Annotated in this window: 17 protein-coding genes; 7 read left to right on the forward strand and 10 right to left on the reverse strand. The window is 30.8% G+C overall.

Translation table 11 applies throughout. The features are described 5' to 3' along the window. The first annotated feature begins 29 nt into the window (after nt 1-29). A complete protein-coding gene (locus tag H1R17_RS01120) occupies nt 30-383 on the forward strand; it encodes a hypothetical protein (protein WP_163431867.1) in 354 nt (117 codons plus the stop codon). 35 nt (nt 384-418) lie between these two features. Here H1R17_RS01120 and H1R17_RS01125 read toward each other — a convergent pair whose 3' ends face one another. Beyond that, entirely contained in the window at nt 419-1,699 is a 1,281-nt protein-coding gene (locus H1R17_RS01125; protein ID WP_163431866.1) for a sodium:proton antiporter, read from the reverse strand. A 196-nt stretch (nt 1,700-1,895) separates the two neighbouring features. Here H1R17_RS01125 and H1R17_RS01130 point away from each other — a divergent pair, with 196 nt between their 5' ends. The 5 genes from H1R17_RS01130 (at nt 1,896) to H1R17_RS01150 (ending at nt 4,358) form a co-directional block, all read left to right on the forward strand. Beyond that, on the forward strand, nt 1,896-2,354 hold the full coding sequence (locus tag H1R17_RS01130) for a DUF1801 domain-containing protein (RefSeq protein WP_163431865.1): 459 nt from the start codon (nt 1,896-1,898) through the stop codon (nt 2,352-2,354). An 85-nt stretch (nt 2,355-2,439) separates the two neighbouring features. Then, entirely contained in the window at nt 2,440-2,883 is a 444-nt protein-coding gene (locus H1R17_RS01135; protein WP_163431864.1) for a VOC family protein, read from the forward strand. Further along, complete coding sequence (locus H1R17_RS01140) at nt 2,883-3,260, forward strand: VOC family protein (RefSeq protein ID WP_163431863.1); 378 nt, start codon at nt 2,883-2,885, stop codon at nt 3,258-3,260. The genes H1R17_RS01135 and H1R17_RS01140 overlap by 1 nt, the downstream gene beginning before the upstream one ends. 7 nt (nt 3,261-3,267) lie before the next feature. Then, nucleotides 3,268-3,789 (forward strand): SRPBCC family protein, encoded by a 522-nt coding sequence (locus H1R17_RS01145; protein WP_163431862.1) that lies wholly within the window; start codon nt 3,268-3,270, stop codon nt 3,787-3,789. A 50-nt stretch (nt 3,790-3,839) separates the two neighbouring features. Next, the gene (locus H1R17_RS01150; protein WP_163431861.1) at nt 3,840-4,358 is read left to right on the forward strand and encodes a hypothetical protein; all 519 of its coding nucleotides are present in this window, start codon (nt 3,840-3,842) and stop codon (nt 4,356-4,358) included. Nucleotides 4,359-4,547: 189 nt separating this feature from the next. Here H1R17_RS01150 and H1R17_RS01155 read toward each other — a convergent pair whose 3' ends face one another. The 9 genes from H1R17_RS01155 to H1R17_RS01195 all read right to left on the reverse strand — a co-directional run bounded on the left by H1R17_RS01155 (nt 4,548) and on the right by H1R17_RS01195 (nt 11,264). Then, a complete protein-coding gene (locus H1R17_RS01155) occupies nt 4,548-4,799 on the reverse strand; it encodes a hypothetical protein (protein ID WP_163431860.1) in 252 nt (83 codons plus the stop codon). 128 nt (nt 4,800-4,927) lie between these two features. After that, the gene (locus H1R17_RS01160; protein WP_163431859.1) at nt 4,928-5,749 is read right to left on the reverse strand and encodes a hypothetical protein; all 822 of its coding nucleotides are present in this window, start codon (nt 5,747-5,749) and stop codon (nt 4,928-4,930) included. Between the two features lie 128 nt (nt 5,750-5,877). Then, nucleotides 5,878-6,456, reverse strand: coding sequence for a hypothetical protein (locus H1R17_RS01165; protein WP_163431858.1), 579 nt, complete (start codon nt 6,454-6,456; stop codon nt 5,878-5,880). A 34-nt stretch (nt 6,457-6,490) separates the two neighbouring features. Continuing rightward, nucleotides 6,491-6,895, reverse strand: a complete 405-nt coding sequence (locus H1R17_RS01170) for a hypothetical protein (protein ID WP_163431857.1) — start codon at nt 6,893-6,895, stop codon at nt 6,491-6,493. 213 nt (nt 6,896-7,108) lie between these two features. Further along, on the reverse strand, nt 7,109-7,756 hold the full coding sequence (locus tag H1R17_RS01175; protein ID WP_163431856.1) for a HEPN domain-containing protein: 648 nt from the start codon (nt 7,754-7,756) through the stop codon (nt 7,109-7,111). Next, a complete protein-coding gene (locus tag H1R17_RS01180; RefSeq protein ID WP_163431855.1) occupies nt 7,749-8,852 on the reverse strand; it encodes a DUF262 domain-containing protein in 1,104 nt (367 codons plus the stop codon). Before H1R17_RS01180 ends, H1R17_RS01175 begins: the two co-directional genes overlap by 8 nt. Before the next feature lie 118 nt (nt 8,853-8,970). Beyond that, complete coding sequence (locus tag H1R17_RS01185; protein WP_163431854.1) at nt 8,971-9,606, reverse strand: hypothetical protein; 636 nt, start codon at nt 9,604-9,606, stop codon at nt 8,971-8,973. A 4-nt stretch (nt 9,607-9,610) separates the two neighbouring features. Then, on the reverse strand, nt 9,611-9,922 hold the full coding sequence (locus tag H1R17_RS01190) for a hypothetical protein (RefSeq protein ID WP_163431853.1): 312 nt from the start codon (nt 9,920-9,922) through the stop codon (nt 9,611-9,613). Between the two features lie 625 nt (nt 9,923-10,547). Beyond that, nucleotides 10,548-11,264 (reverse strand): DUF3667 domain-containing protein, encoded by a 717-nt coding sequence (locus H1R17_RS01195; protein ID WP_163431852.1) that lies wholly within the window; start codon nt 11,262-11,264, stop codon nt 10,548-10,550. Between the two features lie 242 nt (nt 11,265-11,506). On the opposite strand from H1R17_RS01195, the gene H1R17_RS01200 reads away from it, so the two are divergent. Next, nucleotides 11,507-13,102 (forward strand): glycoside hydrolase family 10 protein, encoded by a 1,596-nt coding sequence (locus tag H1R17_RS01200; RefSeq protein WP_163431851.1) that lies wholly within the window; start codon nt 11,507-11,509, stop codon nt 13,100-13,102. Nucleotides 13,103-13,208: the final 106 nt, after the last annotated feature.

Consider the following 13,208-nt stretch of genomic DNA (forward strand, 5'->3'; position numbering starts at 1 on the left):
TTTTAGATGTAATAACTAAAACAATCATCATGATAAACACTTTAAAAACATCATTAAAATACGCTGAGTATCTTTTAGTGCTGACTATTATTTTTTATTGGTACTTTACTTCTAATTTATTCAACCCCATTGCTATTGGGTTATTGGTTGTAATGGCGCTTCAAATTATCTTTAAAAACAAAGTATCAGGCATAATGATTCCTTTACTTTTTATATTGCTTTCGCTTTATATGTTATTAGCCTTGTTATCAGAATTGCGTGAGTTTTCTGCTTTTAATGCTGACGCTAAAACAATGCTTATCTCTGGTTTGCTTTATTTAGGTTTTACCATAATGTGCGCAACGGGTATGTTTTTAAATTACTTTAGAAAGTTAATACAGTAAAAAACCAGCAACCTAAATAGGTTGCTGCTTTTTATTTAAGCTGCTTCTTGAACGGCATCCTCATCGGTATCGTTTGCCAAAACCTTTTTGGCTACTTTACCAACTGTTAAGCCTTGTACAACAATAGAGAACAATACTACAATATAGGTAACCTCTAGTAATACGTCTTTTATTTCACCAACCGAGTTTGGTATACTCATAACCAACGCAATAGAAACGCCCCCACGAATACCACCCCAAACCATGGTAATTAAAGATCCTCTAGAATAAGTATTTCTTCTTAAAATGGTACTTGCTGGTATAAAAATAGCAAATGTACGCGCCAGTAAACAAATAAATATAGCGGCAACACCTAATAATAATTGTTCTTGTAAATCGGGCAACATTAACAATTCAAAACCAATAAATAAGAACAAAATAGCATTTAAAATTTCGTCAATTAGCTCCCAAAACTTACTAAGGTAATCACGTGTGGTTGCATTCATTGCCACAGCTTTGCCATAATTACCAATTATTAACCCCGCAATAACCATTGCTAAAGGCGATGAAAAATGCAATTGTTTGGCTATTAAAAAGCCGCCCATTACAATAGAAAGCGTAATTAAAACCGATACTTTGTAATCATCAATCTTCTTCATTACATTACTAGCTGTAAAACCAAGTAATACACCCAATAAAATACCTCCGCCAGCTTCTACAAAGAACAACCAAGAAACCGATGCTAAAGTAGCATCAAAATCGGTATCAGTCGCCATTTTTAAAACAACGGCAAACATTACAACCGCAACACCATCGTTAAACAACGACTCTCCTGTAATCTTGGTTTCAATCATTTTAGGTACTTTGGCTTCTTTTAAAATACCCAACACCACAATAGGATCTGTTGGCGATATTAAAGTACCAAATAACAAACAATAAATAAACGGTATGTTAATACCCATCATTGGCGCGATGTAATAAAACAAGCCTGCTATAATAAAAGCCGATAATACTACGCTTATAGATGCATAGGTTAAAATGGGCCATTTGTGTTCTCGTAAATCGGATATATTAATATGTAGGGCACCTGCAAATAATAAAAAGTTAAGCATGGCACCCATTAGAATTTCATTGAAATCGAATTCTTGTATCAATTCAAAAAATTCTTTGGTGGTATTGGGAAAGTACGAATCGCCTACCAAACGAATGGCAACCGAAACCAACATGGCAATAATCATAATACCAATAGTACCCGGTAGTTTAAGAAATCTAAGATTTAAATAAGCAAAAAACGAGGCAAGTACAATTAAAACTGAAAACGTGTAGTATAATTCCATAAAAAAAAGTGGGTTTCCTACAAATTTACAATTTTATTAAAAAAACATTCGTATTATGAATAACAATTCACTAGTTTTTTTATCAAATTAAGTACAAAAACAATTTCTTAAACGCACTATTCCTAGATTATATGTAGCAAATACCATGATTAATTTCTAAATTCGTTTTACTAAAAAACAAACTAGCACTATATTTATGGATCAACCTACCGATATTAAAAACTATTTAACACAAGTTGATGCTGACCGTAAAGAAGCATTTGCCCAACTATACACTACCGTTAAAAACAACATTCCAAAAGGTTTTGAAGAACAATTTATTTACAATCAAATAGGGTTTGTGGTACCTAAAAGCATTTATCCAGCAGGTTATCATTGTACACCAGAATTAGCTTTACCGTTTGTTACATTGGCGGCGCAAAAAAGTCATTTAGCGTTGTACCACATGGGTATTTACATGATGCCAGAGGTGTACGATTGGTTTGTGAGTGAATACCCTAACCACAGCAAACGCAAATTAGATATGGGTAAAAGCTGTATTCGATTTAAAAAGACAGACGACATCCCTTTTGATTTAATTGCCCAATTAATGCAAAAAATATCGGTTGATGATTACGTAACAACCTACGAATCAATTCTAAACAGAAAGAAATAAAAAAAGAACAACAAATTGCACTAACGTCATTATTGATTCGTTTTGTTGCTTATCTTTGGTAAAACAAACTTAAAAAATTATAGAAATGGCAAGAATTCACGCGTATTTAAACTTTAACGGTAACTGCGAAGAAGCATTTACGTTTTATGAAAAAGTGTTTAACACAAAAAACATGGGCATGCATCGTTTTGGCGATATGCCTGCTGATGACAACTTTCCGATGAGCGAAGAGGACAAGAAAAAAATCATGAATACCGCAATCATGATCAATGAAGATACCATGATTTTAGGATCTGATTGCATTGAAAACTTTGGTCATAAATTGGTTAATGGAAATTCAACGTATATTATGTTGGATACCCAAACGGCGCAAGAAGCTAAAGATTTATATGCGGCTTTATCGGTAAACGCGCAAGCTATTGAAATGGAATTAGGTGAGCAGTTCTGGGCAGAATTGTATGCATCGTTTCAAGATCAGTTTGGTATTTGCTGGATGATTCATTTTGAAGGTAACAAAAAAATGAGCTAATGAACAACGTTGCTTATTTTGAAATACAAGCCAACAACCCTTTAGAATCTGCTCGTTTTTACGAGCAGATTTTTGGTTGGACATTTGAGCGTGCAGAAAATGTACCCTTAGAATACTACAAGATCATAACAACAGGCATGCATGGTGGTTTGTTTAAACGCCCTGCCGATACGCCTCCATTAAATTGTGGTACCAACGCATTTACTTGCTCTATACAAGTAGAAAATTTTGATACTATGGCAGAAAAAATACTAAAAAACGGCGGTAAAGTAGCCATGCCTAAATTTGCTATTGAAGGTTTGTGCTACCAAGGCTACTTTTTAGACCTTGATAACAATGTTTTTGGTATTTTTGAACCGAATACTAACGCTAAATAATACCAGTATGAAATTTTTAAAATACGCTTTATTTACCCTTTTAGGCATTATTGCCCTTGCATTAATAGTTGCCTTATTTGTACCCAAAGCTTTTCATGCCGAAGGCACAACCGTTGTTAACAAACCCAATGCAGAGGTTTTTAACTTTGTAAAATACTTAAAAAACCAAGAAAAGTACGGTGTTTGGTTTCGTATGGATCCTAACATACAAAAAGCTTATGATGGTACCGATGGTACGGTTGGCTTTAAATACACTTGGAAAAGCAAAGAGGTGGGCAACGGTGCACAAGTAATTACAAAAATTGACGAAAACAAACGTGTTGACTTTGATTTGTTTTTTGAAGACAGTACTGATGCGTCAAAATCGTTTATTACAACCGAGGCTGTAAGCGAAAACCAAACCAAAGTACGTTGGGTGGTTGATGGTGAAATGCCTTACCCTTTTAACCTAATGGGTTTGTGTTATGATATGAATAAAGATTTTGAACAAGGTGTTCTTAATTTAAAAGAAGTAATAGAAAAGCAATAACACCTTCAAGAAATTAAATATATTCGTAATTATCTAAACAATTCGCTCTTATGAAAAGAATAATTATCTTTCTAACATTTGTTATGTTCACAAATCTTTATGTTCAAGCGCAAACCAATTTAAATATCCCTAAAGCGTTACCTACAGCCTTTGGTAACAAGTTTACGTTTGAATTAGGTTCAAAGATTTTAATCGAATTAAAAGAGGTAGGTAATGGTAAATATGACTATAAAGTAATTTCTATTGAAAAAATCACCGACTATTATTCATTTACCAAAAATGAAAATCTCTTTGAGAAAAAACCAAAAGAAAATACGGTTGAGATTTTTTTTATGGGAGCCTATAGTAATGATGGTTCTGAAGATAAAGACTGGAACACTTTATTAATGCTTAGAAACAACTCAAAAAAACACATTACTTATAAAGCAGATATAAAATACTATTTTAGTGATACGTTTGAAAACACCAGTATAATAGGTGCTTTCCCTGGTACAAACACAAATGAAACCTGGGCTCACAAAATTGATTTTATAACTTTATATGATTTTGAGAATTTAATTCTCAAATAAGCATTTTCTAAGCAATTAAAAAAACCTGTAAATGCGTATGGCTTTACAGGTTTTGTTTTTTTATTCTGTATGAACTTTTTAGCTTGTCATTCCGTAGGAATCTCAACAAATACATATTACCAAACATCTTACTTGTACTTATCCCTTTTGTAAGCCTACAGAAAAGTTTAACGGACTTATTTTATTGTTTTATTTCTGCTGACGGTTTTTAATTTCCTTTTCAACTTCATTTAAACTAGCCATTAACGGCATTAAGGTTACAAAAACACCACATGCAACCGCAATTAATGCGTAGTTTTTACTTTTAACAGCAACAACAACCATTATTACACATGCTATAAGCATTACAATTCCTAATCCTGTTAAAACTCCTTTTCGTTTCTTTTTCTCTATATGAAGTTCTTCTAATGTTAGTTCGGATAATTTTTTACTATTTGCCATAAATCTTTTTGTGTTCTTAATATTGTTGTTTTGTCTTTCTGTAAGAATCTTTTTAGTTTGTCATTCCGTAGGAATCTCAATAAACAGCTTACCTGTCTTTATACCGTTATACAAACGTAACGCATGCACTATCTGGGAAACTCATTAAATCTGTTTGAAGTCCAACCTCCTTCTTTATTTTCCAAAATATCAATGATTGTGTGAGGTAAATTTTTAATTTCTCTATTTTCTTTCAAATGTAACACAAAATTAAAATTACCTTTTTCAAACAAGTCCTCATTTATGAATGCAATCAAATTTTCGGCTTCAAATAGTTCCATTCCATCATAAAAAATATGATTTTCAAAACTTGACTTGATTTTTTCTCTAAATAATTCAACGTTTTCAATTAGCATTCCAAAACTGCTACAATTATTCAGATAAATAAGAATATGATTAAGCACAAATGAGGTTACAGAAAAAAATGGACTTCCATAAAGTTCAAAATCATTATTATCACTCTCATAATTTAGAAAGTAAGAATATACCTTTGGGTTTTCTTCTTTAAAATCTGTTCTTTTAATTGCCCAATATGTGTCTTGTTCAGCTTGAATTAATAGAGATAAGGCATTGTGTTTTTCAAGAAATGAAATATCAAGACAATCTCTAAAAATACTTGAAAATTTATTCGATTTTTGTCCACTATAAGTATATGTATGCCCCATGTTTTGCAGCTGACTTGCAAGAATAAAAAATCTACCAATACATTTAGGTAACTTTAGGTTTAAGGAATTTTCAAGTTCTATTAATTGTGATTCAAACTTAGTATCAGGAATTTCAAAATCATACCAATTCTCAATAAATTGTCTCAAAATATTCCATCGCTCATCTATCGTTAAATTGTTTGTTGTGAAAATAGGAAGGTACTTTTTCATTCTGTTTGTAAGTTGGCTTAAAATCTCTGCTAACATGATTGTTTAGCTAAACTAAAGATACAAAAGTTTCTATAAAAAAAACACGACAATGCACAGCATTTTCCTATATGTTATTATTGTACAAACGTGATGATTATACTAGTAAAAGTTAATTACAAGCAAAATTATTCTCGTTGAATCCATTTATAACGACCATTTTCAAGGTAAATTATTCCTCCTCCGCAACTTTCTTCAGCATGTATAAATATCCCATCATTTTTGAGGCGAATTTTATCGCTTTCTTTTACTTCTTCTTCAGAAATTATCTCACCTTCTTCATTTACATTGCTATAATAGATTTTATTTTTGGGTGCAACTTCAAATATCCCAACCCAATCAATTTCATCAAATCCTTGGTTTAAGACATCGCTCCCAAGTCCAAAATAATCAGTCTTTTTATTATTCCCATAAATAATTTTCAATCCGCTTTTTCCACTTTTTGTACTTCTAACAATTTGAATTGTATCTTTAAGTTTATCTCCATCTAAATCACATTTTAGGGTATTTATTTTATGATTTTTTGAAATTTCAACTGTATCTGTTTTTTTTATAATTGATTCTGTATGTTGTGGTTTTAGTTTAGTAACAGTGTCAACCTTATTCACGTATTTACTATTTGAAATTGGATTGCTTTTTTGCGAATGGTCATCTTTACAATTTGTAAATGACAAAAAAATGATGAATAAAATAAAAAGGTTTTTCATTTGCGTAATGTTTGGGTTTACTTGCCAGTAATCCTTATTTAAGATTAAAGTTTTTCCAAAACTTATTGAAATTACGTTTGTTTTTGCCCCAATCATAAATCTGAAATGGAAAAGCACAAATAGATTTAAATACTATTTGAGGATTGGATTTATTTTCTTCGAGTTGGATTTCTACAATTTCGCCCCAAGATTTAAAACTTACAGATGTATTTGCCGTAATTCTATTTTCTTTTTCGTGGTAGGTAATCGTTTGAAAACCTGAAGATTCTAATGCGGAAATAATTTTACTCTTTAAATTAACTTCAGCAGTTACATTTTTACTGATTACAAATTTAGAAATTGCCGCTTCTTTATTATTGGTTATTTTTCTATAAACCAATAGGGTAATTACAAATGCAAGAATAATAAATAGACCGTAATATTGACTCAGTAATTCCATTTTTATAAATAGCTTGTTGCTTTAGCGCTTATTTTAGTTAGTAAAACCAAATATACAATAGTTTCTATAAAAACAAAACGCCGTGCGGTACACGGCATTTTTAATATGTTATTTAAACGTTAGCGCGAGTATCTTGCTAGTGTTTATAAAACTTAGTTTTTTTTATTTGGCACAAGCGTTACGCTTGCGCCAGCATTGAGGAAAGCTTAGTTATTAGCCGTAGTTTTCTTCTAATTGTAATAATTTAGTTGAAGCAGAAGCACAAAGATTTGATATAAATTCTAATATTAAATTTATGTGTAATTCTACATCATTATGTGTCAATGATGGAGTACTATCTTCATGAAGAATATTATTTCTCAAATAATTAAGTGAATTAAATTTTTCAAAAAACACTTTATTTTCTTCTGATTCTGCAAAAGTTTCAAAACCAAATCTTTTAAGTAGTTTTTTTACTTCACCTTCGCCATGTTTCCCATAACTAAATTTACAATCGATAGGATAATCATTGCATAATATTTCATTATCCCCATATAATTTATTGAATTTTGAAATTACTTCAACTCTTTTCGTTTTATTATTCTTTTTTTTCTCTAGCTCACTAATTAGTACATCTGTTAAATGATGTTTTATATTTTCTTCTAATTTAGCGTTGGTATAATTTGAAATTATTTCATAGCAATATTCTTCTAAAAAAGATTCAATAAACGACTCAAATTTCCCACATAAAAGTACTATTGAAGCTTTATTGAATGTTCCATATTTTAGCATGTCACTTTCAACCATTATAGCATTATCAAGTAAAACTTGAATTTCTTTTAGAGCTTCATTAAAGTCATCAAATGAGTAAAAGTTATGCATTAATTATAGTTTTTATTTCATTAATCCATCTGTCAATTCTATAATTTAAAACTTTTGTATCAGACGTACCAATAGTAATACTGTTTCTAAATTCAGTATCGTTTGTAATTAGTAATTTAAATTTTTGGAAAATTTCATCTTTCTTCTCTAATATTCTATTTCTATCTAAGACAGCCGTACTAATAAATAAAATATCCATTAATGATCTGTTTAATGTATTTTCATAAACATCTTCTGTGTTAAATCGTTTGAATGCATTTTGAGAATAAACTTTAATAATTGTATCCGATACTTCATCAATTAAGTTTTCAATTTCATTTAATTTTTCTTCAGAAATTTTATTATTATTTACTAAAAAATCATTTATGAAATTTTTCATTCTACCTTTATAATTATTAATGCTATTATTATCAGAGTTAAAATTATAATACAAGGATAAAAATCTTAATATTAGTTCACAATCTGCCATCCTTTTATGAGGTCCCTCTAAACTAAATAAAGCTAGAATATTTTCCTTTTTTGTTATTTCTTTGACTTTTTCATTTAATTTTCCTCTATATAAACAATTACGTAATTCTTGGTCATTTAATTTTACAGCCCCAGTATTTAATCTCATAAATACATCATACTTGATTTCTGGATGGGAATCATGAGAGATAACAATAATTCTTAATAATCCATTTTTTAAAACTCTTAAAGCTTTAGGGTTTAAAGATTTAACATCACTTTTGTTTAATTCGGTTAAAATCTCTAAACCGCTTAATTTAAAATCTCTTTGAAAAAACCTGTATAAAGAATTTAATCTTTGTAATCCATCTATAACAGTCCAAGAATCATCTTCTTCCTGAGAAACATAAACTACTGGTATAGGAACATTTAAAATTAAAGATTCTATTAATAACGATGATTTTTTATTATCCCAAATATAGTTTCTTTGATATTCAGGATTTAAGTTGATGTCTCCATCTTCAATCATCCTTACGATATCTGAAACACTTTTATCATAGGCTTGAGTCGTTATTTTTCTAACTTCTTGTGGAATTTCAATAACTTCATTTTCTTCAGTTTTGTCATCAAACTCTAAATTATCTTCCATATTATTTTGTAGTTATTTTTAAAAAAAATTACAGCTAACATAATCATTAGCCCTGCTAATATACCCTAAATTTTAACATAAAAAAATAAAAAATGCCGTGCGTAGCACGGCATTATAGTTAACTAACCACCACGGTTTGGGCGGGAGCATAAATTTTAGTATCGTTTTTAGTAATATAGGCAACTTTGCATACATAATGCATACCGCTTTGTAAATTACGCATAACACATTTAGCAGTACCTTGGGTACAAATCATAATATTAGGGTCGTTTTGCATGTTCAGTTCAAACTGAAAAGCCTTTGCCCCTTTTACGTTTTTAACCGTTAAGGTAAGCTCGCCCACATTGGTACTAACAACCATAAAGCCAACAGGTACACCAGGTTCGGGTATAGGGGTTGGTGTTTTGTTCATATCAAAACCTGTATTGGCTAAAATTTCCATATCGCCATTGGCAAAAACCTCGGCTTGTAACGCCCATAGCTTTAACGCATTTTCAAGCTCTAAACGTTTTACATCGCGCACTACTTTTTCTACTTTGCCTTTATTCATATAATCTACAACGGCAGTATTAAAAGCATTGTACAAGCTTTCGACTTCGGAATGCGTTGGTTTTAAATTTGGTATAAATACACCATCAATTTCATTTTTTTCTGCCGTAGGCTGTAAAAAACTGTTTAAAACATTTTGTGCTAAGGCTATTAACTTTAAATCGGAATACGACTTAAACGTTTTCTTTAATAATAATATCTTCATGATTTTAAATTGTTTGGGCAATACCTACACTTTTAAAATTGTTTACGGATATATAAAAACCTACTTTTCTTTTTTGAAAACCTACTTTTCTTTTTTGAAAACCTACTTTTCTTTTTTGAAAACCTACTTTTCTTTTTTGAAAACCTACTTTTCTTTTTTGAAAACTTACTTTTCTTTTGAGAAAACCTACTTTTCTTTTTTGAAAACTTACTTTTCTTTTTTGAAAACTTACTTTTCTTTTGAGAAAACTTACTTTTCTTTTGAGAAAATCTACTTTTCTTTTTTGAAAACCTACTTTTCTTTTTTGAAAACTCACTTTTCTTTTTTGAAAACCTACTTTTCTTTTTTGAAAACCTACTTTTCTTTCGTAAAAATCAACTATATAAAAAGGATACTATTGCCAGATGAATAATAAAAAAAAGTTTTATAAGTAGTACTTATAAAACAAAACCTTAACTATAAAGAGTAAAAGTTAAGGGGCTGGTTATTTAAAACAACGCTTTGGGTAAATGTAGTAGGTTTATGAAGTTAAACAAGTAGCTTATGTTTTAAAAGGTTCCGTTGCTGTTTTCATTGTTTCATATGTTTATGTTTTACCTTTCTAATTTACAACTATTTAGTTATAAAAACATCTTTTTTTTATAAAAAACCACATTAATAACAACAGGTTTTAACCTGTTAGCTTAAAATGGTTATACAATAGGGCTTTAGCCAAAAACACAAAACTTTGACTAAAGTCTTTTTTGGTTTGCATGGTAACATCGGGTTAAAACCCGACGCAATTGAAAGGTTGTTGGGTGTTGTAAAAAAACTCCAGCAGAGTTTAAAACTCTGTTGGAGTTAATAAGATTATTTCTTTAAGAAAACGTTTTAATTAGAAATCCGAAACGTTATAAATCTGTTAGCAGGTTTCTTAACGAAACTAAACTTAGTTTTTATTTTTAGTGTCCAATTAATTTATCAATTAGCGTTCCAATGATTACTACTACAAGTGAAAATGACATCATTCCTAAAACATACGCAAAAAAAGCTTTTATATAACTCAACACTTTTCCTTTATCAAAAAATTGTCCAATTGCCCAAGTACAATAAATAATGCCAATTATTCCTGATATTTTCATTAATTCAAAATGTATTATACCTTGCAGAAAAGCAAAAACAGAAAAAAACAACATTGACATTCCTGTAACAAAGCATAATAAAATAAGAATTTCATACAAATTGAAATTGGATTTTTGAAAAAATAATTTTATCCATAAGGCAATAAATACTCCTATTATAATATTTGTATATCCTGAATTTATATCACCCCATTTAAAAATTTTATTAGCTGTTGAGGTGTTTTGTACATCTTCATAAGAAACGAAACTTTCAATGTGAAAAAAATGCGCTACGAGTGAAAAAACTAAAGAAGTTATTATTATAAAAACAACAGGTTTAACAAGTCTGCTTCTATCTTCTAAAATAAATTTTCTTATTGTTTTACCTGGGTTAATAAGTAATTGCTTTATGGTATACAAGATACCTTTTTCAAAATGTAAAAGATGTGTTATTTCATGAACTATATAATGTCCATCTATTCTTTTTACTTCCGTTGGTTGTCCACAATTTGGACAATATTTTGAGTTTACCTCATTATTACAGTTTTTACAGTTCATTTATTGTGTAAAATTATAATTTACAATTTGTTGGGTAAAATTACAACTAAGATTACTTTCAATTAAACTAAAAATATAAAAAATTTGTAAAAAAAACGTACAAGTTATAAATCTGTGTAAACGTTAAGCTTATACAAAAAAACAGTACTATATCTATCCATAAAAAAACTACAACAGAATATCCTAAAATAGAAACAATTACTCATAAATCTTCCTATTTTTGTTGCGTTATTACCCTACACATGAAAAGCAGTTTAAATAAATACATGGCCTTTGTTGGTCTTATATCGTTATCGTTAATATCGTGTGCTGTACAACAACAGCAACCTAGAAAAATACAAGTTGTAAAGCAATCCGAAACTACTACAACCCAACCCACAAAAGCAACTACCCTACCTACTAAAGAAATAGGTACCGATACTTACAGAACAGAGTTACCCGAAGTAAAACGCGAGTTTAGAGCCGCGTGGATTGCTACGGTGGCAAACATTAACTGGCCTAGTAGTAAAAACTTAAGCACGCAGGAACAGAAAAACGAGGCCATTAAAATTTTAGATTTACTGCAAGACACCAACTTTAATGCGGTTGTTTTTCAGGTACGCCCTGCTGCCGATGCGTTGTACAAAAGTAATTTAGAACCTTGGTCGTATTACCTTACGGGGCAAACAGGGCAAAGTCCGTCACCGTATTATGATCCGTTAGAGTTTTGGATTGATGAGGCACATAAGCGTGGTATGGAACTACATGTGTGGTTAAACCCGTACCGTGCGCATCACTTAAGCGGCGGATCGGTTAGTAGTGAATCTATGGTGCGTAAATCGCCAAACAACATTGTAAAGCTTAAAAATGGTATGTATTGGTTTGATCCTGCTAGTACGCAAACGCAAGATCACGTTTCAAAAGTGGTAAAAGATATTGTATCGCGCTACGATATTGATGCCGTACATTTTGATGATTATTTTTATCCGTATGCATCGTACAACGGTGGTGCCGATTTCCCGGATACGGCATCGTGGAATGCCTATAAAAACAACAACGGTTCGTTATCAAAAGCCGATTGGCGCCGTAGTCAGGTAAATACGTTTATAGAGCGTATTAATAAAGAAATTAAAGAAACAAAATCGTACGTAAAATTTGGTATTAGTCCGTTTGGTATTTGGAAATCGGGCTATCCTGATGGCGTGGTGGGTTCGTCGCAGTACGATGAATTGTATGCCGATGCTAAATTGTGGTTAAACAAAGGTTGGGTCGATTATTTTGCACCTCAGTTGTATTGGCCAATAAACTCGCAACGCCAAAATTTTCAAGATTTATTAGAATGGTGGCAAGATGAAAACACCATGAATCGCCATTTATGGCCTGGTTTAAATACGGTTGAAATTAAAGCGAACAATAAGGCAACCGAGATTGTCAATCAAATTAAAATCACCAATCAGGTGCTTAATAAAAAAAGCGTTGGGGCTATACATTACAGCGTAGCGGGTTTATTGAATAATCGTGAAATGGTTACGGAATTAAAAAACGGACCTTATAAAGAAAAGGCGTTGATACCTGCAAGCCCTTGGATGAAGATAGATAAACTACCAAAGCCTACTATTAAAATTCAAAACGATACACAAGATGCGTTGGTTTCGTGGAATATTGATGATGTAAGCAAAGTTTTTCAGTGGGTTGTGTTTACCAAATACAATAACGATTGGACGTACGAAATTGTGAATCATAACACCTACACCACCCGTATTGCCAAAACCAAAAATGGTAAAAGTTTAAACGCTGTAGCTGTAAAAGCTATTGACCGTTTAGGTAATGAAAGCGATTATGTAGCGAAGAAATTATAATATTTATCTTTTTTGTACGTTATTATATACGTAAATTTAAATGTTTGGTTTTAATCAGATTTCAGTAGATTTTGTCATTTCGACGAAGGAGAAATCTCTAATTATC

Origin of the sequence: Flavobacterium sp. xlx-214, from assembly GCF_013874595.1 — a bacterium.
Classification (GTDB): Bacteria; Bacteroidota; Bacteroidia; order Flavobacteriales; family Flavobacteriaceae; genus Flavobacterium.